This window comes from Tepiditoga spiralis, assembly GCF_014701195.1.
Taxonomy (GTDB): Bacteria; Thermotogota; Thermotogae; order Petrotogales; family Petrotogaceae; genus Tepiditoga; species Tepiditoga spiralis.
Map to the genome: position 1 here is coordinate 1,686,463 of NZ_AP018712.1, position 22,684 is coordinate 1,709,146.

Annotated in this window: 22 protein-coding genes and 1 riboswitch; of the genes, 17 read left to right on the plus strand and 5 right to left on the minus strand. The window is 24.7% G+C overall.

Features of this window, described 5'->3' with window-relative positions; all coding sequences use genetic code 11:
• Positions 1-4 precede the first annotated feature (4 nt).
• From IGS63_RS07875 to IGS63_RS07895, 5 genes are all read left to right on the plus strand, one after another.
• A complete protein-coding gene (locus tag IGS63_RS07875; RefSeq protein ID WP_190613921.1) occupies positions 5-1,924 on the plus strand; it encodes an amylo-alpha-1,6-glucosidase in 1,920 nt (639 codons plus the stop codon).
• A gap of 60 nt (positions 1,925-1,984) precedes the next feature.
• Positions 1,985-2,242 carry a type II toxin-antitoxin system Phd/YefM family antitoxin gene (locus IGS63_RS07880; RefSeq protein WP_190613922.1) on the plus strand — a complete coding sequence of 86 codons (258 nt, stop codon included), beginning with the start codon at positions 1,985-1,987 and terminating at the stop codon, positions 2,240-2,242.
• 13 nt (positions 2,243-2,255) lie between these two features.
• Complete coding sequence (locus IGS63_RS07885; RefSeq protein ID WP_190613923.1) at positions 2,256-3,356, plus strand: ABC transporter ATP-binding protein; 1,101 nt, start codon at positions 2,256-2,258, stop codon at positions 3,354-3,356.
• Positions 3,357-3,556: 200 nt separating this feature from the next.
• Positions 3,557-4,312, plus strand: a complete 756-nt coding sequence (cas6, locus tag IGS63_RS07890) for a CRISPR-associated endoribonuclease Cas6 (RefSeq protein WP_190613925.1) — start codon at positions 3,557-3,559, stop codon at positions 4,310-4,312.
• A gap of 172 nt (positions 4,313-4,484) precedes the next feature.
• Positions 4,485-5,684, plus strand: a complete 1,200-nt coding sequence (locus tag IGS63_RS07895; RefSeq protein ID WP_190613926.1) for a 6-phosphofructokinase — start codon at positions 4,485-4,487, stop codon at positions 5,682-5,684.
• Between the two features lie 19 nt (positions 5,685-5,703).
• On the opposite strand, the gene IGS63_RS07900 is transcribed toward IGS63_RS07895, so the two are convergent.
• The 3 genes from IGS63_RS07900 to IGS63_RS07910 are packed head-to-tail and all read right to left on the minus strand — an operon-like array spanning position 5,704 to position 8,599.
• Complete coding sequence (locus IGS63_RS07900) at positions 5,704-6,894, minus strand: D-alanyl-D-alanine carboxypeptidase/D-alanyl-D-alanine-endopeptidase (protein WP_190613928.1); 1,191 nt, start codon at positions 6,892-6,894, stop codon at positions 5,704-5,706.
• A 5-nt stretch (positions 6,895-6,899) separates the two neighbouring features.
• Complete coding sequence (locus IGS63_RS07905) at positions 6,900-8,009, minus strand: THUMP domain-containing class I SAM-dependent RNA methyltransferase (protein WP_190613930.1); 1,110 nt, start codon at positions 8,007-8,009, stop codon at positions 6,900-6,902.
• On the minus strand, positions 8,006-8,599 hold the full coding sequence (locus IGS63_RS07910) for a TetR/AcrR family transcriptional regulator (protein ID WP_190613931.1): 594 nt from the start codon (positions 8,597-8,599) through the stop codon (positions 8,006-8,008). The genes IGS63_RS07905 and IGS63_RS07910 overlap by 4 nt, the downstream gene beginning before the upstream one ends.
• Positions 8,600-8,691: 92 nt before the next feature.
• Here IGS63_RS07910 and IGS63_RS07915 point away from each other — a divergent pair, with 92 nt between their 5' ends.
• The 7 genes from IGS63_RS07915 to IGS63_RS07945 all read left to right on the plus strand — a co-directional run bounded on the left by IGS63_RS07915 (position 8,692) and on the right by IGS63_RS07945 (position 16,412).
• A complete protein-coding gene (locus IGS63_RS07915; RefSeq protein WP_190613933.1) occupies positions 8,692-10,734 on the plus strand; it encodes an HD domain-containing phosphohydrolase in 2,043 nt (680 codons plus the stop codon).
• Positions 10,735-10,783: 49 nt separating this feature from the next.
• Positions 10,784-10,894: riboswitch (TPP riboswitch) on the plus strand.
• A 66-nt stretch (positions 10,895-10,960) separates the two neighbouring features.
• Positions 10,961-11,155, plus strand: a complete 195-nt coding sequence (gene thiS, locus IGS63_RS07920) for a sulfur carrier protein ThiS (protein WP_190613934.1) — start codon at positions 10,961-10,963, stop codon at positions 11,153-11,155.
• Entirely contained in the window at positions 11,155-11,922 is a 768-nt protein-coding gene (locus tag IGS63_RS07925) for a thiazole synthase (RefSeq protein ID WP_190613936.1), read from the plus strand. Before thiS ends, IGS63_RS07925 begins: the two co-directional genes overlap by 1 nt.
• 1 nt (position 11,923) lies before the next feature.
• The gene (locus IGS63_RS07930; RefSeq protein WP_190613937.1) at positions 11,924-12,991 is read left to right on the plus strand and encodes a radical SAM protein; all 1,068 of its coding nucleotides are present in this window, start codon (positions 11,924-11,926) and stop codon (positions 12,989-12,991) included.
• A 15-nt stretch (positions 12,992-13,006) separates the two neighbouring features.
• Positions 13,007-14,314 carry a phosphomethylpyrimidine synthase ThiC gene (gene thiC / locus IGS63_RS07935; RefSeq protein WP_190613939.1) on the plus strand — a complete coding sequence of 436 codons (1,308 nt, stop codon included), beginning with the start codon at positions 13,007-13,009 and terminating at the stop codon, positions 14,312-14,314.
• Between the two features lie 9 nt (positions 14,315-14,323).
• Positions 14,324-15,511, plus strand: coding sequence for a thiamine-phosphate synthase family protein (locus tag IGS63_RS07940; protein ID WP_190613941.1), 1,188 nt, complete (start codon positions 14,324-14,326; stop codon positions 15,509-15,511).
• Positions 15,504-16,412: a ThiF family adenylyltransferase gene (locus tag IGS63_RS07945; protein ID WP_190613943.1), complete on the plus strand. Its 909-nt coding sequence runs from the start codon at positions 15,504-15,506 to the stop codon at positions 16,410-16,412. Before IGS63_RS07940 ends, IGS63_RS07945 begins: the two co-directional genes overlap by 8 nt.
• Positions 16,413-16,454: 42 nt before the next feature.
• Here IGS63_RS07945 and IGS63_RS07950 read toward each other — a convergent pair whose 3' ends face one another.
• Positions 16,455-17,411: an Rpn family recombination-promoting nuclease/putative transposase gene (locus tag IGS63_RS07950; RefSeq protein WP_190613945.1), complete on the minus strand. Its 957-nt coding sequence runs from the start codon at positions 17,409-17,411 to the stop codon at positions 16,455-16,457.
• A gap of 138 nt (positions 17,412-17,549) precedes the next feature.
• Between IGS63_RS07950 and IGS63_RS07955 the strand changes: the two genes are divergently transcribed.
• Positions 17,550-18,311, plus strand: coding sequence for a flavodoxin family protein (locus IGS63_RS07955; RefSeq protein WP_190613947.1), 762 nt, complete (start codon positions 17,550-17,552; stop codon positions 18,309-18,311).
• A gap of 18 nt (positions 18,312-18,329) precedes the next feature.
• Here the strand turns inward: IGS63_RS07955 and IGS63_RS07960 are convergent, their stop codons facing one another.
• The gene (locus tag IGS63_RS07960) at positions 18,330-19,283 is read right to left on the minus strand and encodes an alpha/beta fold hydrolase (protein WP_190613949.1); all 954 of its coding nucleotides are present in this window, start codon (positions 19,281-19,283) and stop codon (positions 18,330-18,332) included.
• Between the two features lie 165 nt (positions 19,284-19,448).
• On the opposite strand from IGS63_RS07960, the gene IGS63_RS07965 reads away from it, so the two are divergent.
• The 4 genes from IGS63_RS07965 to feoB all read left to right on the plus strand — a co-directional run bounded on the left by IGS63_RS07965 (position 19,449) and on the right by feoB (position 22,675).
• Positions 19,449-20,111: a metal-dependent transcriptional regulator gene (locus tag IGS63_RS07965; RefSeq protein ID WP_190613950.1), complete on the plus strand. Its 663-nt coding sequence runs from the start codon at positions 19,449-19,451 to the stop codon at positions 20,109-20,111.
• Positions 20,112-20,193: 82 nt separating this feature from the next.
• A complete protein-coding gene (locus tag IGS63_RS07970; protein WP_190613952.1) occupies positions 20,194-20,412 on the plus strand; it encodes a FeoA family protein in 219 nt (72 codons plus the stop codon).
• Positions 20,413-20,465: 53 nt separating this feature from the next.
• The gene (locus IGS63_RS07975; RefSeq protein ID WP_190613954.1) at positions 20,466-20,699 is read left to right on the plus strand and encodes a FeoA family protein; all 234 of its coding nucleotides are present in this window, start codon (positions 20,466-20,468) and stop codon (positions 20,697-20,699) included.
• Positions 20,699-22,675 (plus strand): ferrous iron transport protein B, encoded by a 1,977-nt coding sequence (gene feoB / locus IGS63_RS07980; protein WP_190616148.1) that lies wholly within the window; start codon positions 20,699-20,701, stop codon positions 22,673-22,675. The genes IGS63_RS07975 and feoB overlap by 1 nt, the downstream gene beginning before the upstream one ends.
• Positions 22,676-22,684: the final 9 nt, after the last annotated feature.

The following is a 22,684-nucleotide window of genomic DNA, read 5'->3' on the forward strand; positions in this document are numbered from 1 at the left end:
TGAAATGGCCGAATTAAAAAACTTATCAGAAATTGAATATTTGGTTTCAAATGGCTTGGGTGGGACTTCATCTTCAAGTGCAATACAATTAAATTCAAGAAGACATCATTCAATTCTTTCAATTTCATTAAATCCTCCAGTAGATAGAAGAATATTAGTTTCAAGAATATCAGAAAAAGTATACTGTGATGAAAAAACTTATTTATTGAGTACATTAAAAACAGCTAATGGATTTATTGAGAAAGGGTATGAAAATATTGTATCTTATAATTTTTATGGATATCCTTCATGGAAGTTTAAGGTTGGAAAAAATTTATTAAAAAAAGAGCTTTTAATGTTGAAAAATAGAAATATAGTTTTAATTGTTTATGAAAATGTTTTTGGTGAAGATTTAGATATAGAAATTATACCTTATTTTAATGATAGAGATATTCATTCTAATACTCTTCCGGGACAACTTACTTTAAATAAAACAGTTATGAAAAGTAATTATTTAGAGTTGAAAACAAATTTTTTAAATACGATATTTTTAAAAACAAATGGGACTTTAAAAAATTTTGAACATACATTACACAATGTTTTTTATGATGTTGAAAACAAAAGAGGACTTTTTGCTTATGAAGAAATATATTCAAATGTTAAAATAAATGCTCATATGAAAAAAGGAGATAAGGTTTATATAGTATTTAGTGGAAATGAAAGTATAGAAAATATAAATATTGAATCAGAAATAAAAAAAGAAAAGGAAAGGTTAAATTCATTTAAAATAAATAAAGTTAAAACTATAAATAAACTTCAAATTGCAAGTGATACATTTTTATCTAAAAGAAAAAGTACAGAAAAATTAACGATACTTGCAGGCTATCCATGGTTTACTGATTGGGGAAGAGATACAATGATAGCTATAGAAGGTCTTTTAATAGAAAATAAAAAGTTTAATGAAGCTAAAGAAGTTTTTGAAACATTTTTAATGAATTTAAAAAATGGATTAATTCCAAATGTATTTGATGATTATAGTGGGAAACCAGGTGGTTATAATACAGTTGATGGAACTTTATGGATGTTTTATGCTTTGTATAAATATTATGAAGCTACAAATGATTTAGAATTTATAAAAAAACATTATGATAAATTAATTGAGATAATAAAGTATCATGTTAATGGAACAGATTATAATATACATATGACTGAAGATGGATTAATTTATGCAGGAAATAAGGAAACACAATTAACTTGGATGGATGTTAGAGTAGAAAATTGGACAGTTACACCAAGATATGGAAAAACAGTTGAAATAAATGCACTTTGGTATAATACATTAAAAATTATGGAATTTTTTTCAAGTTTAATTAAAGTAGATTTTGAATATGACTTATTATCAGAAAAAGTAAAAAAAACATTTAACGATACATTTTGGAATGTTGAAAAAAAATGTTTATATGATTGTGTGAATGAATTTGAAAAAGATAGTTCAATAAGACCAAATCAAATTTTTGCTGTTAGTTTACCATTTTCAATTTTAGAAAAAAAGAAAGAAAAATCAATAGTAAATAAGGTTTTTGAAGAATTATATACACCATATGGTTTAAGAACATTGAGTCCAAATGATCCAAGATATATAGGTATTTATACTGGAGATAGATGGACAAGGGATGGATCTTATCATCAAGGAAATGTTTGGCCATGGCTATTAGGACATTTTTATGAAGCATTTTTAAAAATAAATAATTACGATTTAGAATCTAAAACAATAGTAAAAGAATTACTTTATCCAGTTTCAATAAGAATTAACGATGAATGGGGAGGTACAATTCCAGAAATTTTAGAAGGAAATTGGCCACATGAAAAACGTGGATGTTTTTCACAAGCTTGGTCTGTATCAGAAATTTTGAGAATTATGAAAAAAATAGATTTTACTGAATAAAAAATTTAACTTGACAAATAACAAAAAAATGACTATAATTATAGTCATAAGGAGATAAAAATGAATTTGAATAGACTGAAATTTTTTAGCGTTGCAGAAGCAAAAGCAAAATTTTCAAGAGTAATTGAAGAATCAAAAAAAGATAATATTATAATAACTAAAAATGGGAAACCGGAAGTAATTATGATGGACTATAAAAAATTTGTAAAAATGATTGAATTTTTAGATGAAGTAAAAGATTTAACCATGCTTGAAATTGAAGATGTTGAAAAATATAAGGAAATAAAGGAATTTTTTGAAACATTTGATAATTTATAACGGGGGTGTAACTATGGCAGACGTTCTTTTAAAAGATGTAAATAAAATTTATCCAAATGGATTTCATGCAGTTAAAGATGCAAATTTTGAGATAAAAGACAAGGAATTTGTCGTTTTATTAGGACCATCTGGATGTGGAAAAACAACAACATTAAGAATGATTGCAGGACTAGAAGATATTTCAGGTGGAACTGTTAAAATAGCTGAAAAAGTTGTAAATGACATAGAACCAAAAGATAGAGATATAGCAATGGTTTTTCAAAATTATGCACTTTATCCACATATGACAATTTATGATAATATGGCTTTTGGACTAAAATTAAGAAAAACACCAAAGGAAGAAATTGACAAAAGAGTTAAAAATGCAGCTAAAATATTAGATATAGAACATCTTTTAGATAGAAAACCTAAACAACTTTCTGGTGGTCAAAGACAAAGAGTTGCTGTTGGTAGAGCAATTGTTAGAGATCCTAAAGTTTTCTTATTTGATGAACCTTTATCAAACTTAGATGCAAAGTTAAGAGTTCAAATGAGAAGTGAATTAAAAAAATTACATTTAAGATTAAATGCTACAATTGTTTATGTTACACATGATCAAGTTGAAGCTATGACAATGGCAGATAAAATTGTTATAATGAAAGATGGACATATACAACAAATAGGAAATCCATTTGATGTATATCATCATCCAAACAATGTTTTTGTTGCTGGATTTATAGGAACACCTGCAATGAACTTTTTGAATATGAAAGTAACTGAAAAAGATGGAAAAATAATTTTAACAGAAGACAAAATTGTTTTTGAAGTTCCAGATGAATATAAAGAAAATTTAAAAGAATACATTGGAAAAGAAGTTATTTTTGGTATAAGACCTGAAGATATTTATGATCAAAAATATTACAATGGAAATCATACAAATGAAGTTGAAGCAACTATAGAAGTTGCAGAACCTCTTGGTGCTGAAACTTTATTACATATAGTTATATCTGGTCAATCAATTACTGCTAAAGTAGATCCAAAAACAGTTGTAAAATCTGGAGAAAAATTAACTTTTGTTTTTGACTTGGATAAGATGCATGCTTTTGATAAAGAAACACAACAAGCAATATTTTAAATAATAAAAAAAGGAGTGATTTTAAAATCACTCCTTTTTTTTACTTTAATTTAAATAAATATTATTATATTTTATTTAATAATTATGATAAAAATCATTATTGCTTATTTTAACATATAAAAGCAATATTAATTTAATATTTTTTCTGTTATAATTTTATATAAATATATTTATTATTTTAAAATTAAGGAGGTTTTTTTATGATAATTAAAATAACTTTTAAGCCAAAAGATAATGCTACTGTTGATTTACCTGTTCATTATAATAGACCATTACAAGGTATGTTTTACTCATTAATGGATTTTATGGAAGAAAAAACCCCAAGATTATTTACTTTTTCTAGGATTTATCCAGAAGATAATTTTAAAGTAGAAAATAAAAGATTAAAATTTAATGGCAACTTTGTGGTTTATTTTACTTCTCCTATTGAAAAAATAAATAATTCTATCATAAATATTTTAAGTAAAAAGAATATATTTAGAGTAGAAAAAAATTATTTTGAACTTGTGAATTTTAAAATTATTGAAAAAAATATTTCTAACAATCTTTTAATAAAAACATTATCTCCAATAACAACTTATATTTCTGTTAATTTACCTAGTGGTAATAGATACACTCATTATTTTACACCTTATTCTACAGATTTCAAGGTTTTAATAGAAGAAAATTTAAAAAGAAAAGCTGAATTAGTAGGAATAGATACAAAAAATATGGAATTTAATATAGAACCTTATGGAATAACTGAAAAAAATGAAAAAATACTTTTTTATAAAGGTGTTATAGTAAAAGGATGGACTGGGTATTATAAAATAAGTGGCTCAAAAACATTAGTGGATTTTGCATTAAACTCTGGAATAGGAGCTAAAAATTCTCAAGGTTTTGGAATGATTGTTCCAATAGATGAATTTGAAGATGTAACTATCGAAGATGAAGATGAATTTATAATAATAAAATAAAGCATGACAATGTCATGCTTTATTTTATTATTATTGTGAATTATTATAGTAAAAATAAATAATCAAATATAATTGATGAATAAATATCAATTTTACCTATAATTATAATATACTTTAAAAAATTTCTATGATATCATAATTCTATGAAACAAAATATAAAAGGGGGCTAAAAATGAAAAATGCTATATATGCACAATCAGGAGGAGTAACAAGTGTTATAAATGCTTCTGCTTATGGAGTAATTAAAAAATCTTTAGACTCAAATTTAATAAATAAAGTCTTTGTTGGAATTAATGGAATAAACGGTGTTTTAAATAAAGAATTTATTGTTATTGACTCTGCAGATAAAGAAATAAATAATTTAAAGTATACTCCTTCGGCTGCATTTGGTTCTTGTAGAAAAAAATTAACTGACGAAGAAACTATAAAAAAAGTTTTTAAAATATTTGAAGAAAATAATATTGGATATTTTTTTTATAATGGTGGAAATGATTCTATGGATACTGCAAATAAAATAAATGATTATGCCATAAAAACAGGGTATGATTTAAAAGTAATTGGAATTCCTAAAACTATAGATAATGATTTAATAGAAACGGATCATACACCAGGTTTTGGATCTGCTGCAAAATATTTAGCTATTTCTATGCTTGAAGGAAGTTTAGATGTTAAAAGTATGTGTGCAGATTCAACAAAAGTATTTGTCATGGAAACAATGGGTAGACATGCGGGGTGGTTAGCAGCATCAACAGCACTTGCTAATTTAAATAATAATTTTGGACCTCATATAATATTATTACCCGAAGTTCCATTTGACGAAAATAAAATTTTAAATAAAATTGAAAATATTATAAATAAGCATGGATATTGTTCCATAACAGTCTCTGAAGGAATTCAAGATAAAAACGGAAAATTTTTGTCTGATAAGGGGTTTACAGATGCTTTTGGAAATAAACAACTTGGAAATGCTGGGGTTTTAATTTCAGATATTATACACAATAATATGAAATTAAAAGTACATACAGCAATTCCAGATTATCTTCAAAGAAGTGGTAGACATATATCGAGTCTATCTGATGTTAAAGAAGCAATTAATTGTGGTATGATGGCAGTAAAATATGCACTTGATGGTGAAAGTGGTTATATGGTTACAATAAATAGAGTTTCAAATATACCGTATTATGTTGAATATGGAAAAGTAAAGCTTTCGAAAATTGCTAATGGAACAAAGTATATGCCTAAAGATTTTATTTCAGAAGATGGATTATATATAACAGATAAGTTTATTAGATATGCTAAACCTTTAATTGAAGGAGAATATTATCCTATTTATGAAAATGGTATACCAATTTATTCAAAATTCAATATTTAAAAGCCGCTTAAAGCGGCTTTTAATATATTTTATATATAGTTGTTAAAATTTTATTCTCAAATTCTTTTGCTTTTGAATAATGAAATGGAAAGTTATTTTCTATTAAAGTAAATATATATCTATTTCCAGAAGATGCTTGAAGTATTCCTGAAATAGCTGAATCAGAATAAAGAGTTCCTGTTTTCCCCCACACTGTAAAGTTAAATCTGTTTTTCAAAGTGCTATCTTCATATGGAGTTGCTAATATATCATAAAATAAACTATTATACTTGTTTAAAATATACTGTATCAAATCATTTATTAATGATGGACTAAGTAAGTTATACATAGATAAACCACATCCATCTTTCAATATAAAATTTGATGTTTTAAATGTTTTTTCAATTAAATTTTTTTCATATTCAATAGAATCATCAATTTTTCCAGTTCCATTTATAGTTCCTAAATTTCTAAAAAGTTGTTCGGCAATTTGATTATCACTTTTTTCAAGCATTTGTTTTAATATTTTATTTAATGTTGGAGAATAGTGAATATATACAGGCTTTAGTTGATTTGGTACTATATCATATTTTACTTCACCATAAAAATTAATTCCTATTTCTTGTAAATAAGAAGTAGTTAAATATGTAATATAATCTTTTAATTGGAAGTCTGTTTTATATTTAAATGCTTCATGATTTTCTTGCCATATGTTTAATGCTGCAATTTGTGGTTGAGGGTCATCCCACATCCATCCTTTCCCAAATCCGTTTTCTTTATAATAAGAGTAATCAAATATTATATTTCCATAAATTTTTTTTATACTATTATTTGATATGGCAGCATTTAATAAATATTTGTATTTTAAAGGAGTTAAAACTGGATTTCCAAATCCCTTTATGTAAATATTACCTCTGTAGTATGATGTTGGTTTTTCATCAAAGTATACTTTAGTTTTGAATGTATAATATTTATTATAAGATTCAAGAGCACTAAAACAAGTAAATAATTTGGTTATAGAAGCTGGAATAAATAATTTATTGGAATTATAATTTATTATTTTTTCCCCATCTAAGCTTCTCATTTCAAAACCAACAAATCCATTAAAAGTTTTTAGTAAATTCACTATTTTATCAGAATTTATATTAGTCAGATTTTGAGTTTTAATTTGTTTTGAAAAGAATAAATTAATTGTTAAAATAATTATAATGATTAGTATAATTTTCTTCATATTTATCATCCATACATATAAAAATAAGTTTCTAATTTTCCATTTTGTATTTTCTTTCTTTTATTAGATTTCATTTCAAAATATTTATCAAAATTACTATATGTTGTTATAAAATTGTACTTCCAATTTGGAAATATAACTTTTAATTTTTTCATTTTTTTATAAAGAATATCTATTTCATCATTAGTATTTAATCTTTCCCCATAAGGAGGATTAGTTATTATAAATCCATTTTCTAATTCATTTTCTATTTTAGTAAAATCTTTTGTTGTAAAAGTAATATGTTTTTCAAGATTTAATTCATTTAGGTTTGTTTTTGCAACTCGTATAATTTCAGGATCAATATCACTACCTATTATATTAACATCTATATCTGTTCTTATTTTATTTTTATAAAATTCTCTTGTTTTTTCAAATAATTCTTTATTGTGTATTTTTAAATTGTTTATTCCAAACTTTCTTTTTAAACCAGGAGCATAATCCATCGCATACATTAAAGCTTCAATAGGAATTGTTCCAGAACCACAAAATGGGTCATAAAGAGGGTATTTTCTTTTCCAACCAGATAGAATAATTAATCCTGCAGCAAGGGTTTCTTTTATTGGAGCATCACTTATTAATTTTCTATATCCTCTTTTATGAAGAGGTTCTCCTGAAGTATCGAGTGCTACAGTAACTTTATCTTTATATGTATATACTCTTACATTTATATTGTATTTTTTTTCTGTCCAATCATCTAAATTATATGATTTTTTTAAACTTTCATATATAGCTTTTTGAGCAACTGATTGCATTGCTGAAAGTCCATATAACCTTGAATATTTACTACTCATTTTATCTATAGTAATGTTGGTATCTTTATATAAATATTTTTTCCAATCTATAGAAAATATTTCATTATATAAATCATCAAAATCATAAGCTCTAAATTCTTTTAACACGATCATAAGTCTTTCAACAACTCTTGAACTTATATTAACTTTATAAATACCTTCTAAATCTGTTTCAAAAAATATCATACCACTCTTTGAATCAATAACTTTGTATCCCATTCTTTTAATTTCATTTGCTACTACTTTTTCTAACCCTATTGTACATAATGCTAAAGCTTTCATTTTTCCACCTCATTTGTTTTTAGTGCGGATAATATAAGTTTTTTATAATTATCAACAATTTTTTTAAAATCATCATCTTCAATCATATGACCTATACCTTTTATTATAGAAGTTAAAAATTCAAAAATAAATTTAGGATCCACATCATTTCTAATTGTTCCGTTTTTTTGTGAAATTATTATTTTTTCTAATATTATATTCTCAAAGGTTTTATAATAATATTCATTAATAAATTTTGCCGTTTCATGATTATAAAATAAATCTTTTATTGGATATTCTTTAAGCAATTTTTGTGGATCAAGGTTATAATTTTCTATCAAATTAATTATTTCTTCTATATCATTTATAGCGTTTAAAAATTCTTTTAATGGAGTTACAAATTCATCTATAATGTTTTTTATAACAATCAATATAAAATTTTGTTTTGACTTATAATTTTTATAAAAAGTAGCTTTACTAATTCCAGAGGAATTAATTACTTTGTTTAAATTAAATTTAGAAAAACCTTGTTCAACCAGCTCAATTTTAGAGTATTCAATTAATTTCTCTAATTTTTTTTTTGTAGATTTTTTTTGATAAATTTTTTTCATTTTTAACCTCCAATTATATTATACCATTTATATTTGCATTTAAGAAAAAATTTGATATAATTAGCTAGGGAAATTAATTTAGGGGGAAAACAATGAAAAAATTACTTTTATATTTTTGTGTTATTTTTATTGGGTTAGCTACTTTTTCTCTTGATTTAAAAGTAGGAACTTATAGTGATTTTCCAAATTCTTTTTATACTAATGAAAATACGGGCGTTTTTACAGAAATTTTAAAAGATATTGCAAATGAAAAAGGATGGAATTTAACTATTTATAATGATACAAAAGAAAAAATAAATAATATGTTTTTTAATAATAGATTGGATATAATATATCCAACTTTAGTTGATTCAAATTTTATTATAAAAGATTCAATGAAAATTTTTACTAATTCAGAATCTATAATTTCTATTTTTGATTTAAAAAATAAATGGATTGGAGTAAAAAAGAATAGCATTTTTTATAAACAAATAAAGGATATTTTAAATAAAAATAATGTTAGGTGTATTTTTTCTGAATATGAAAGTTATGATGAAATTTTTAAAGAATTAAAAAACAAAAAAATTGATATTGCTGTAGTTTCTAAAAATGCTGGTTTGATATTGGCTAATAAATATAATTTTATTGAAAGTAGATTGAATTTTTCTGAATTTAAATTTGGAATAATAGCAAAAGATAAAACAATTCAAGAAAATATTAATGATTATATTATAAAAATAAAAGAAAATCCAAATTCTATTTATTATAAAACATTAAAAAAATATTTTAATAAAAAAAATAACTTTATACTTATAGAAAAAGATATATATATTTATTCTTTTTTTATTTTTGCCATTATAGTGTTATTCTTTTCAAGAAAAAAACACATAAAAAAGAACAAAAAAATTTTAAAGTTGAAAGAAACTCTAGAAAAAGAATTGTACGATATAAAAAAATCATTGGAAAATTTAGAAATTGAGAAACAAAAATTATCTACAACTTTTTCTACAGATAAAAAGGCTAAAGAAAGTTTAAAAAGTATTATAGATATAAATTCTAATATTTCTGAGTATATGAATATTGATGAAGATTTATTTTTAACAGATCTATTTAGAACTTCATTAAATTTATTAGGTGCAGATTATGGTAGTATTCAAAAATTTGAAAAAAATAAATGGAAGTTTGTTGATTCTATAGGACATGATATAAATATATTAAAAAATTTAGATTTAGATAGATCTTATTCTGTTAGATCAAATGAAATAAAAAAAATAAATAATATTATGAAAGAAAATGAGAGCAACATGCCCTTAAATGTTTTAAAAGATTTGAAAGAAGCCACTAAAAAAATAAAAACTACATTATACATACCTTTTTTTGTTAATCAAGAAAAAGTAGCTGCTATAACTTATGATATAAAAGAAAATTCAAAAAAAGATTTTTTTGGTTATGACATAACCATATCAAGAGCTTTTAAAGAAATTGGAGAATCTATTTTAAAAATAAAAAGACAAAATAAAGAATTTAGAAATGCTTATATAAAATTTGCAAATAAATTAGCAATTGTATCTGAAGCACATGATGATGTTACTGGAAATCATATATATAGAGTTGGTATTTTATCAGAGTTTATTGCTGAAAAAATGGGATTAAATTATGAGTTTGTAGAAGAAATTAAAAATTTTGCCCCACTGCATGATGTTGGTAAAATATTTATTCCAATTGGAATTTTAAATAAAAAAGGAAGACTTACAAGAGATGAATTTGATATAATAAAGAAACATACAACAGAAGCAAGAAAAATTTTAGAAGATAATAAATACTTTAAAACTGCTTTAAATATAGCACTTTGTCATCATGAAAAATTTAATGGTGGAGGTTATCCATATGGTATACGAGGATCTGATATTCCAATAGAAGCACAAATAGTTGCACTTGCAGATATATACGATGCACTTAGATCTGAAAGACCATATAAAAAAGGTTTTAGTCATAAAAAAGCAACAGAAATTATTCTTGAAGGTGATGGAAGAATAAAACCAGAACACTTTAATCCAAAGGTTTTAGAGGTTTTTAGAATGTATAATTCCGAATTTGAAGAGATTTATGATAGTAATGCTGGAGAAAAATCTAAAAGGAAATTTTTTATTTTTTAAGTTGACAAAATAAAAAATAAGAGTTATAATCTTTTTGAAAATTAAATATTATGTCCCACAGGGGTGCTGTTATTCCACAGCTGAGATTGAAACGGAAAGTTTCTAACCCTTTTAACTTGAACTGGTTAATACCAGCGTAAGGAGCGGGAAGTACGTGAGATAATAAATAATTAAAACATCTCCTGCTTTTTGCAGGAGATGTTTTTTTTAGAAAGGAGTTAAGTATATGAGAATAATTTTTAATGGAAGAGAAGAAGATATTGAAAAATCTAATTTTTATGATCTTTTAGAAAAATACAATATAGATGAAAAAAAAGTGGTTTTAATTTTAAATAATGAAATATTAAAAAAAGAAGACTATAAAAATAATTTAAATGAAAATGACAAAATAGAAGTTATTACTGTCGTAGGAGGTGGATGATGGAGCCATTAAAAATATATGGTGAAGAAATATCAAATAGATTTTTTATGGGAAGTGGAAAGTTTGCAAGTTATGAACAAATGAAAAAAGCTTTAGATTTTGGAAATATTGATGTAATTACAGTTGCAATGAGAAGAGCATCAAGAGATGGATTAAATGAAAGTTTAATTGACTATGTAGGAAATTCTAAAGTAATAGTAAATACATCTGGAGCAAGAACAGCTGAAGAAGCTTTGTTAATTGCTAAAGTTGGAAAGGAATTATTAAAAAGTGATTGGGTAAAAATAGAAATAATAAATGATGCAAAATATTTAATGCCAGATAATCAAGAAACTATTAAAGCGTGTAAACTTCTTAGTGAAAATGGTTTTAAAGTTTTTCCATATATGTATCCAGATTTGTATGATGCAAAAAAAATGGTTGAAAATGGGGCAAAAGTAATAATGCCACTTGGTTCACCAATTGGAACAAATAAAGGATTTAAAACAAAAGAATTAGTTAGAATTTTATTAAATGAAATTGATGCAAAAATAGTAATAGATGCTGGAATAGGTAAACCATCACATGCTGCACAAGCTATGGAATTTGGATGTGATGCAGTACTTGCAAATACGGCAGTATCAATTGCAGATGATCCAGTTAAGATGGCAAAAGCATTCTCACTTTCAGTAGAAGCTGGAAGATTGGGATATCTTGCTGGATTAGCTGAAGAAAAAGAAATAGCTCAAGCCTCTTCACCATTATTTGATTTTATAGGAAGAAATTGATATGTTTTCAGATATAGTAGATGAAGTATATAATTATGTTCTAAAAAGTCAAAATAAAGAATTTGATAAAAAAATATTAAAAAAAGATAGCTTTTTGGCGGGAGATATCTTTTCACTAATTCATTCAAATTCATTAGAAATAATGGCAAAGAGGGTTTTGAAAAATAATAAAAAATTTTTTGGTAATGTAGTTTATTTATACGCACCTTTATATATATCAAACTATTGCAGGAACATATGTACTTATTGTGGATTTAAAAGTACTAACAATATAAAAAGAAAAAAATTAAATATTAATCAAATTCTAAAAGAAGCAAATTTTTTGTACAAAATGGGAATAGAACATGTATTAGTATTAACAGGTGAAGATCATATTAATAGTTCCTTTGATTACATTTATAATACTGTAAAAAATTTAAAAAAACTTTTCAAAGAAGTTTCAATTGAAACTTATTCACTAAATGAACAACAGTATAAAAAATTAGTTGAAATTGGATTAATTGGAGTAACAATGTATCAAGAAACTTATTCAAAAGGAGTATATGGAAAAGTTCATATATTTGGATTAAAAAGTAATTATAAAAAAAGATTGGATACAATTGAATATGCAATAAAAGCTGGAGTTAGAGAAATAAGTATAGGTGCTTTACTTGGACTAAATGATCCTTATATTGAAGTTCCTATGATGATATATCATATGGATTATTTATTAAAAAAATATCCAAATGTAGAATATTCAATATCCTTTCCAAGAATAAAAAATGCTTTAAACGTTCAGAATGATTTTTATAATATAAATGATATTGATTTTATAAAATTTATTCTTTCAGCAAAATTAATTTTTCCAAGAGTTCATATAAATATTTCAACGAGAGAAAGTTTTGAAATGAGAAATGCATTAATTGGAGTAGCAACTAAAATGTCAGCAGGATCTTCAACTTCAGTTGGAGGATATACTATAAATAATGATTCGGAACAGTTTTCAATAGAAGATAGTAGAAGTGTAAAAGAATTTAGAACTTATATTGAAAGTAGAAATTTTAAACCAACGACTGTAAATTGGTTTTAAAAAGGAGATGAAAAAATGACACAATATGAACAGGCAATAAAAGGTGAAATAACCTCTGAAATGATAAAAGCAGCAATATACGAAAAATGCGATCCAGAATTAATAAGAAAAAGAATAGCAAATGGAACGGCTGTATTACCCAAAAATAAAAAACACGATATTAAAATGCATAGAGTTGTTGGAAAAGGTTTTTTTACTAAAGTAAATATTAATATAGGAACATCACAGGGATATATGAATATAGAAGAAGAACTAAAAAAATTAAAAATATCAGAAAAATATGGAGCAGATTCAATAATGGATTTATCTACTTGGGGTAATTTAAAGGAAATAAGAAGAAGAATTATTCAAAATTCTAATATAATGGTTGGTACTGTTCCAGTATATGATGCAGCTTCAAAGGCATTTCAAAATAACAAAAAAGTTATTGACTTTGAAGTAAATGATTTTATGCAAATGGTAAAGGATCACGCCGAAGAAGGTGTTGACTTTATGACTATACATGCTGGAATTACAAAAACAACAATTGAAAAACTAAAAAGAACGAATAGAATAGCAAAAATAGTTTCAAGAGGAGGATCAATAATAGCTGGATGGATGTTAAAAAATTCTAAAGAAAATCCTTTTTATGAACATTTTGACGAAGTTTTAAAAATATGTAAAGAATATGATGTAACAATTAGTTTGGGTGATGGATTGAGACCAGGATCTTTACATGATGCGACTGATGATTTGCAAATTGATGAACTTTTAAGGCTTGGAGAACTTGTTGATAAATGTAGAAATTATGGAGTACAAGTTATGGTAGAAGGGCCAGGACATGTTCCACTCGATGAAATAGAAACAAATATGATTATACAAAAAAAATTGTGTAAAAATGCTCCATTTTATGTTTTAGGTCCTATAGTTACTGATATAGCACCTGGTTATGATCATATAACTTCTGCTATTGGAGGAGCTTTAGCAGCTTCAAAAGGTGCAGATTTTTTATGTGCTGTAACGCCAGCAGAACATCTAAGATTACCAACAATAGAAGATATTAAAGAAGGATTGATAGCAACTAAAATTGCAGCTCATTCAGCAGATATAGTAAAAAATAAAAAGGTTATGGAATTTGATAATCAAATGAGTATAGCAAGATCTAAATTTGATTGGGAAAGGCAATTTGAATATGCATTAGATCCAGATAAAGCAAAAGAATTTTATAATGAAAGAAAAGCTGAGGATAAAAAAATGTGCTCTATGTGTGGTCCACTTTGTGCAATGAAAATAACAGAAGATTATTTAAATGAAGGAAATGTTGAAAAATTATTAATAGAATAGGAGGAGAATATGTTAATATTTTCAGGATTTGATCCATCATCAGGTGCAGGACTCTTACAAGATGTTGCAATAACAAAAATGTTTGGAATAAAAGCCAAATCAATTATTTCAGCAAATACATTACAAACAGAAAATGAATTTAAAAAACTTAATTTTAATGAAACACTTGAAGAATTTAATTTATTTAAAAAATTCAATACTATAAAAGTAGGAATGGCAAATTCAAATCAATTAAAAATATTGAGAAATACGTATAAAGATGCAAAAATAATTTGGAATCCTATTTTAAAAACGAGTACTAATTATAAAATAATTTCTGCTGAAGAGGTTATTAATGGTTCAAAATATGTAGATCTTTTAATTATGAATTCAGACGAAGCTAAAGAAACAGGAATAAAAGAAGATATCATAATAACGGGTGGACATTTAAATGAAGAAAATATTATGGTTACTTATAACAATAAGAAATTTTATTCTAAAAAATATAATAAGGCTCTTCACGGAACAGGGTGTGTATTTTCAACCTTAATAGCTTCTCATATACATTTAGGATACACTATTGAAGAAGCAATAAAAATGTCTTTAAAGTATATAGATATGTTTATAAAGAATTCTAATACTTATGTTGAAACTGAAGAACATACAATGCAATGGCATAGAAAGTATATAATAGATACTTTATGGGAAATAAAAGATAAAATAATTCTTTTAGGAAAGTATACAATTCCAGAAGTTGGACAAAATATAGTATATGCATTACCAAATGCAACAGAACAAGAACATGTAGGGAAATTTCCTGGAAGAATACATAAATTGGGAAATGAAATTAATTTTATACATGAACCAGCATTTTTTGGAACAAGTCATATGGCTAGAGCTGTAATTGCAACTATGAAATATTTTCCTTGGATAAGATCTGCCATGAATGTTATTTATAATCCTGAATTTATAAAAAAAGCAAAAGAAAAAGGATATTCCGTTTATCATTTAGATCGCTATAAAGAACCTGAAGAATTAAGAAAAATAGAAGGATTATCAATTCCATATGGATTATCTGATATTTATAATGAAACAAATAAACCTGTTGACTTTGTTTGGGATGAAGGGTTTCCAGGAAAAGAAGCTATGATACGTGTGTTTGGTAGAGATCCTAAAGAAATAATAAATAAAGTTAAAGACGTGGTATTCAATGATTGATATTGAATATTTTGATCGCCAATTAAAGTATATTGGTTTAAATAAGATGAAAGAAATATTTAATACTAAAATAAGTATAAAAGATGATTTATCTCAAAAAATATTAAAAAATTGTGGATTTAACATTATAGATTTAGAAGAAAACACACATGGATTTACAATTAAATTAATAGAAAATAATATAACAGTGTCTTTTAACAAATACAAAGAAATAGAAAAAACTGTAGATATTCCAAAAGAAATCTGTTCAGCATTGATTTCAACTTTAATAGTATCCAATTTACTTTTTAATACTAAACAAATATCAATACCACATTTTAAATTTAATTTAGAAGCAAAAAATGCAGTAGTAATTGGAGCAGGTGGACTTGGAAATCCAGTTTCTTATGTATTAAATAAAAATAAAATACCTTTTTGTATAATAGATAAAGATATTGTTGAAAAATCTAATTTATCCAGACAATTTTTATTTGATAAAAAAGATATAAAAAAGTATAAATCAAAAGCAATAAAAGATAAATTAAATTATTGTATTGAATCAAAAGAAATAGAATTAACAGAAAAAAATTTAGATATATTAAATAAATACGAAATCATATATTCGTGTGTAGATAATTTGAAAACAAGATACATATTGTCTGATTTTTGTAAAAAGAACAATAAAACATTCATTGATAGTGGAGTTGCTGGTAGCATATGTACAATATATAAAAATATTGATCTAAATAAAATTATGAATACAGATGATAAAAATGCATTGAACACTTGTAATACAGGCATATTACCAACAACAGCAATATTAGGAGGATTTTTACAAGCCTATTCCTTAAATAATAATTTTTCTATGATTTTTGTAGATTTCAGTATTGGAAAAGTTTTATCTGTAAAAAATATAAATTAATAAAAAAGAACAGGAAAATATTAATTTTTTCCTGTTCTTTTTTTAAAACTTTTTTTCTAAATCTTCGATTGTTAAATCAAAAATATTAGATATTATTTCATCTAATTTTTCAATGGATAATGTATCTAATTTTGATATTAAATTATCTATTTTATTCCCAAATTTCTTTTTTAAAAGTTTTTTTGAAATTATTAATTTTTCTTGTTTTATCCCTTTCTCGATCCCTTTCTCGATCCCTTTCTCGATCCCTTTCTCAATCCCTTTCTTTAAACCTTTTTGAAAACCTTTTTTCATTCCAACTTCTTCTGCATATAATTGTTGATCTATCTTATCCATTAATTCTTTTTCTCTTGCTTCATATAATTCTTTTGCTATTCTATCTGAATTTATAAATTCTAATACAGTCATTGCTTTTTTAATTTCTTTATTCTTCATGGTTATCACCTCCATGTTTGTATTTTCTGGTTCTTTTAAGAACAATAACCATTCAATTAATTTATCATTTAAGTTTGCTTCTTCTGTTTCTATTTTTGGTAGTTCAACAAAATGTACTTCCATTACATCGGTTAATTCTGTATTTTCTTTTATGTCTTTTAATCTATATATGCTATGGTATTTTTTTGTTTTTAATAAATTAAAGTTTAAAATGTTTATTGTTATTGTTCTTTCTAAACTTATATAGCTCTTGCCTTTTTTTAATTGTTCTGTATACATTTTTCCCCAATAATATAAAGTTCTCTTTATCATATTTTTTTCATTTATTAATTGTACTTCAATATTTACATATGTTCCATTATCTAATTTTGCTTTTATATCCAATATGGATAACTTATCATTTATTGCAGTTTTTTCTGTGTATGGATTTAATATATCTAAACTCTCTATTTTTTTATTTTCTTCTTTTAATAAAGCATTTAAAAAATCTATTAATATGTCTTTGTTTTTTTCACTTCCAAATATTACTTTAAATGCAAAGTCTACTAATGGATTTATATTCATTTGTCCACCTCCCTTTTATACTCTTATTATATCATATTTATACCTTTTTTTATTAACTTTTGAAATTGACAAGAACATATAATAAATGCTAAAATATAAATTGAATAAAATAAAGCATAAACCTATAGAGGTGTTTATATGAAAATAATTGCAATTAACTCAAGTAGAAGAAAAGGTAATACATATAGATTATTAAAAAATGTTTTTGTGGAACTTTTTAAAATAAATATTGAAGTAGAAATCATAAATCTTGGAGATTATAATATTCATCCATGTTCGGGGTGTGAACTGTGTATAAAAAAAGATATATGTCCACATAAAGATGATGTAGAAAATATAATCAATAAATTAAAAAATGCTGATGGAGTGATTATTAGCAGTCCTGTTTATATTGAAAATGTATCTGGAACATTAAAAACATTATTTGATAGATTATGTAAGTGGTATCATAGACCAACTATGATAGGTAAACCCGTTTTAATAATTTCAACAACTGCAGGAAGTGGCTTGAAATCAACCATGAATTATATAGAAAAAGTAGCAGTATCTTGGGGAATGAAACCATGTGGGAAAATAGGTAGAAAAATTTCAGATAAAAACTTAATAAAAAACAAAGAAATAAAAGAATTTATTTCAACATTAAAAAATAATTCAAGGAATAAAGTTACCTTAAATAGAGCTATTAGATTTCAAATACAAAAAGTTGTTGCAAATAATCTTTTAGAAATAGATAAAAATTATTGGGCAAAAAATAATTTGAATGATAAAGACTATTTTTATGATGCTAAAATGGGTCTATTAACTAAACTTATATCTAAACAATTTGGAAAATTTTTAACAAAAAAAATATTGGAAAACAAAGAAAAGGTAAAAAATAAAAAACAAACAATTGCTAATTAGCAATTGTTTGTTTTTTATTTACGATAAAACTTTATTTTTTTTTAAAATTTCAGAATTAAGCCAGTTTATTATATCGGAATAAACTTCATTTTTATTAATTTCATTTAAAATTTCATGTCTTGCATCTTTATAAAATTTATGTTTTACATTTTTTAATCCAGCTTTTTTGAACAAGTTTAATACCTTTAAAACACCTTTTGTGTTTTCTCCAACTGGATCTTTTTCACCGGAAATAATAAAAATAGGTAATTCTTTTGGCGTGTTTTTTACATATTCTATATTATTTATTATAGATATTCCATACAATAAATCTTTAAAAAAACCTGCTGTACAAACAAATCCACAATGTGGATCATCAATATATTTTTTTACATTTTCTTCATCTCTACTCAACCAATCAAATTCAGTTTTGTTTGGTTGGAATTGCTTATTAAAGCTTCCAAAAGAAAGTTTATCAAGTTTATAACTTTTTCCTTTTTTTCCAATTTTTTTGATTTCTCTTTTTGTAACGATAAGACCAAAGGTTGTTTTTAAATTAGAACTATAAGTTGTTCCAGATAAAATTACTCCATTTATTTCATTTCCAAATTTTTGAATATAAGTTCTAGTTAAAAATGATCCCATACTATGACCTAATAAAACAATAGGAGTTTCTGGATAATCATTTTTAATCTTTAAAGTCAATTCATGCATATCTTCAACGACTTTATCCCAACCATTATTATCATCGAAATAACCAAGTTCATCTTCATTTTTTGCTGTTTTGCCATGACCTCTATGATCATTTGCATAAACGACCATACCTTGATTAATCAATATTTTTGCAAAGTCAGAATATCTATCCTTGTGTTCAGCCATTCCATGAGAAATTTGAATAATAATCTTTGGGTTATTATTCAGTTTTGGTTCCCACTTTACAGCATTAATACTTTTCCCATCTTTTCCCTTAAAAGTAAATTCGGTAGTTAACATAAAATTCACTCTCCTCATTAAAAATTAATATTTCTTTTAAGTTAATTATATCATCGAAAAATTAATTTTATATTACAATATAAAAAAATAGAAAGTATGAATATTGACAAACAATAAAAAAAAATATACAATATTAGTAGTTTAACCTACATAAGGGGGAGTTTTATGGTTTTAAGTGAAAGTTCAGAAAATTATTTAATTGCAATATATGAAAAAGAATTAAATGAAAATATAACTAGAATAAAAGATTTAACAAAAATATTAAAAGTTAAACATAGTTCAGTGATAGAGGCAATAAAAAAATTAAAACTGGCAGAATATGTAAATTATGAAAAACGTGGATATATAAAATTAACCCAAAAGGGAATTTGTAAAGCTCAAAATATTTATAAAAATAGAGTTGCAATTAGGAGCTTTTTAATAAATGTTTTAAATTTAGACCCTGTAGAAGCTCAAGATATTTCTTGTAAAATGGAACATTTTAAGTCAAAAAAATTAATAAAAACAATGGAATCACTTGAACATTTTTTTGACGAAAATAAACAAATAAAAAAACAGTATATAGATTTTACAATAAAATGGTTAAGAAATATATCAGAAGTCAATTTAACTTTAGAACAAATTAAAATTGGAAATAAAGTAAAAGTTGTAGAAGTTATAGGCGATGAAGCTACAAAAAAGAAATTGATGGTAATGGGAATAACTTCTGGTGTAGAAATTGAAGTAAAAGAAATAGCACCACTTGGCGATCCAATTAAATTAAAAGTTAGAGGGTATAATTTAAGTTTAAGAAAGAGTGAAGCAAAAAATATTATTGTCAGTAAATAAAAAATTTATTGACAATATTTTTTTATTATGTTATAATGTAGTCGAAACTACTAAAATAAGTTTACCTATAGGAGGGATAAATATGCCGCTTTCTTTTGCTCGAAAAGGAATTTTTTATGTAAAAAAAATAAATGTTGGAAAATTTGGAAAAAGAAAATTATCAAAAATGGCTATAATTGAAGGAATAAAGATTGAAGTTCTTTTTGAGAATTTTGGAGGACCCATTCCAATAATTGTAAAAAATGCCAAATATGCAATAGGACATGGAATAGCCAGTAAAATAGAAGTTGTTGAAGCTTAATAAAAAAATTTTTTAAATTAAGTAGCTTAAACTACTAATATTAGGAGGTAAAAATGATATTAAGTAAATGCAAACCAGGAACTGTAGGAACAGTAGTAAAATTAAATGGTACAATGCATTTAAATCAAAGATTGACCAGTATGGGAATAACTTCTGGAATAAAGATTGAAGTAAAGAAAACTGCACCACTTGGTGATCCTGTTGAATTAAAAGTTAGAGGATATAATTTAAGTTTAAGAAAGAGTGAAGCAAATATAATAGAAATAGATATTGGAGATGGTTTTTGATGAGTAAAATTGCACTTTGTGGAAATCCAAATAGTGGAAAAACATCAATATTTAATGCGCTTACTGGAACTAGACAACATGTAGGCAATTGGCCTGGAGTTACCGTAGAAAAAAAAGAAGGTCATTATACATATAATCAAGAAAAAATTAAAGTTGTTGACTTACCTGGTACCTATTGCTTAACGGCAAATTCAATTGATGAAAGAATTGCAAGAAATTTTATTGTAGAAGAAATGCCTGATACGACAATAGTAATAATTGACCAAACTAATATTGAAAGAAATTTATATTTAGTTACAGAAATACTTGAAATGAGAAAAAATGTAATTCTTGTTTTTAATATGTCAGATGAAGCTGAAAAACTTGGAATAAAAATAGATTATAATGGTTTAAAAAAAGAATTTGGTGTTCCTATTATAAAAACAATAGCTACTAAAAAAGAAGGGTTAAATGAACTCAAATCAGAAATAAAAAGAATGGAAAAAAACATTAAAAAACCTAATAAAATTGAATATAGTCAAAAATTTGAAATCTTTGTTCAAAAAATAGAAAATGAACTTTTAAATGCTGGAGTCAAAAAAGGTGATTTAAGATGGAAAACATTAAAATTAATAGAAGGAGATATTGAAATAAGAGAAAATATAAATTCGGGAACTCTAACAAAAATAGATTTAATTATAAGTGAATTACAAAGAGCTTTTAAAAATGATCCAGGAATAGTAGTATCTGAAGAAAGATATAAATATATAGCAAAAATAGTTAAAAAATATGTAAAAAGGCCAAAAGAAACTATAAGATTATCTGATAAAATAGATAAAATAATAACTAGTAAACTTTTTGGATTACCAATTTTTGCATTTATTATGTGGTTAATGTTTCAACTAACTTATTCATTAGGAAATATATTTTTAGATATGATAGATGGATGGTTTGGTACTTTTGCAGAAAATATAAGTGCTGCTATGCAAACTGCAGGTATTAATAGTTTATTTACTTCTTTTGTTACTGATGGATTAATTGGTGGAGTTGGAAGTGTTTTAGTTTTTGTTCCAAATATATTTTTCTTATTTCTTTTTATATCATTTTTGGGAGATATTGGATATATGTCAAGAGCAGCTTTTGTTATGGACAGGATAATGTCATCAATTGGATTAAATGGAAAAGCTTTTATTCCAATGGTTTTAGGTTTTGGATGCTCTATTCCAGCAATTATGGCAACACGAACTTTAGAGTCTAAAAAAGATCGAATAATAACGACACTTGTTGTTCCATTTATGTCTTGTAGTGCTCGATATCCAGTTTATCTTATTTTTGCCAGTATATTTTTTCCAAAACATGCAGGAACAGTTATTTTTTCTATGTATATGATTGGTATAGTTATAGCAATTATTTCATCTAAAATATTCAGTAAAAAATTATTTAATGAAGAAAATACAAGTTTTATAATGGAATTACCTCCTTATAGACTACCAACATTTACTGAAACATTAGGTGAAGCTTTAAAAAGAACTTGGTTATTTATAAAAAAGGCAGGAACATTTATTTTTGCAGCAGTAATAATTATTTGGATAATGGCTTCATTACCCTCTGGAGTAGAGTATGCTGGTGAAAATAGTTTTATTGGAATAATTGGTAAAATAATTGCACCTATATTTAAACCTTTAGGTTTTGGATTTTGGCAAGTTGCTGTTGCAATACTCTTTGGATTCTTGGCTAAAGAAGTAGTTGTAGGTACTTTAGGAACTTTATTTGGAGGAGAAGAATTGCTTTCAAATGTACTACCTCAATATTTTAATGCTGCAAGTGCTTTTTCATTGATGGTTTTTGTTTTATTGTATTTTCCTTGTATTGCAGCAATCGGTGCAATGAAAAGAGAAATAGGGAAAAAATGGACACTGTTTCAAATTTTATTTTCTACTGGTATAGCTTATATTACAGCTTTAATTGCATATAGGATAGGACTTTTTTTTATTTAAGTTTATTTT

What these genes read in the sequence shown, in the direction of transcription:
- IGS63_RS07960 (WP_190613949.1), bottom strand. Translation starts at nt 19,283, where the DNA reads ATGTTAACTACCGAATTTACTTTTAAGGGAAAAGATGGGAAAAGTATT.
- thiC (WP_190613939.1), top strand. Translation starts at nt 13,007, where the DNA reads ATGACACAATATGAACAGGCAATAAAAGGTGAAATAACCTCTGAAATG.
- IGS63_RS07955 (WP_190613947.1), top strand. Translation starts at nt 17,550, where the DNA reads ATGAAAATAATTGCAATTAACTCAAGTAGAAGAAAAGGTAATACATAT.
- IGS63_RS07925 (WP_190613936.1), top strand. Translation starts at nt 11,155, where the DNA reads ATGGAGCCATTAAAAATATATGGTGAAGAAATATCAAATAGATTTTTT.
- IGS63_RS07975 (WP_190613954.1), top strand. Translation starts at nt 20,466, where the DNA reads ATGATATTAAGTAAATGCAAACCAGGAACTGTAGGAACAGTAGTAAAA.
- IGS63_RS07910 (WP_190613931.1), bottom strand. Translation starts at nt 8,599, where the DNA reads ATGAAAAAAATTTATCAAAAAAAATCTACAAAAAAAAAATTAGAGAAA.
- IGS63_RS07950 (WP_190613945.1), bottom strand. Translation starts at nt 17,411, where the DNA reads ATGAATATAAATCCATTAGTAGACTTTGCATTTAAAGTAATATTTGGA.
- IGS63_RS07970 (WP_190613952.1), top strand. Translation starts at nt 20,194, where the DNA reads ATGCCGCTTTCTTTTGCTCGAAAAGGAATTTTTTATGTAAAAAAAATA.
- IGS63_RS07880 (WP_190613922.1), top strand. Translation starts at nt 1,985, where the DNA reads ATGAATTTGAATAGACTGAAATTTTTTAGCGTTGCAGAAGCAAAAGCA.
- IGS63_RS07965 (WP_190613950.1), top strand. Translation starts at nt 19,449, where the DNA reads ATGGTTTTAAGTGAAAGTTCAGAAAATTATTTAATTGCAATATATGAA.
- IGS63_RS07895 (WP_190613926.1), top strand. Translation starts at nt 4,485, where the DNA reads ATGAAAAATGCTATATATGCACAATCAGGAGGAGTAACAAGTGTTATA.
- thiS (WP_190613934.1), top strand. Translation starts at nt 10,961, where the DNA reads ATGAGAATAATTTTTAATGGAAGAGAAGAAGATATTGAAAAATCTAAT.
- IGS63_RS07905 (WP_190613930.1), bottom strand. Translation starts at nt 8,009, where the DNA reads ATGAAAGCTTTAGCATTATGTACAATAGGGTTAGAAAAAGTAGTAGCA.
- IGS63_RS07875 (WP_190613921.1), top strand. Translation starts at nt 5, where the DNA reads ATGGCCGAATTAAAAAACTTATCAGAAATTGAATATTTGGTTTCAAAT.
- IGS63_RS07915 (WP_190613933.1), top strand. Translation starts at nt 8,692, where the DNA reads ATGAAAAAATTACTTTTATATTTTTGTGTTATTTTTATTGGGTTAGCT.
- IGS63_RS07885 (WP_190613923.1), top strand. Translation starts at nt 2,256, where the DNA reads ATGGCAGACGTTCTTTTAAAAGATGTAAATAAAATTTATCCAAATGGA.
- IGS63_RS07945 (WP_190613943.1), top strand. Translation starts at nt 15,504, where the DNA reads ATGATTGATATTGAATATTTTGATCGCCAATTAAAGTATATTGGTTTA.
- IGS63_RS07900 (WP_190613928.1), bottom strand. Translation starts at nt 6,894, where the DNA reads ATGAAGAAAATTATACTAATCATTATAATTATTTTAACAATTAATTTA.
- IGS63_RS07940 (WP_190613941.1), top strand. Translation starts at nt 14,324, where the DNA reads ATGTTAATATTTTCAGGATTTGATCCATCATCAGGTGCAGGACTCTTA.
- cas6 (WP_190613925.1), top strand. Translation starts at nt 3,557, where the DNA reads ATGATAATTAAAATAACTTTTAAGCCAAAAGATAATGCTACTGTTGAT.
- IGS63_RS07930 (WP_190613937.1), top strand. Translation starts at nt 11,924, where the DNA reads ATGTTTTCAGATATAGTAGATGAAGTATATAATTATGTTCTAAAAAGT.
- feoB (WP_190616148.1), top strand. Translation starts at nt 20,699, where the DNA reads ATGAGTAAAATTGCACTTTGTGGAAATCCAAATAGTGGAAAAACATCA.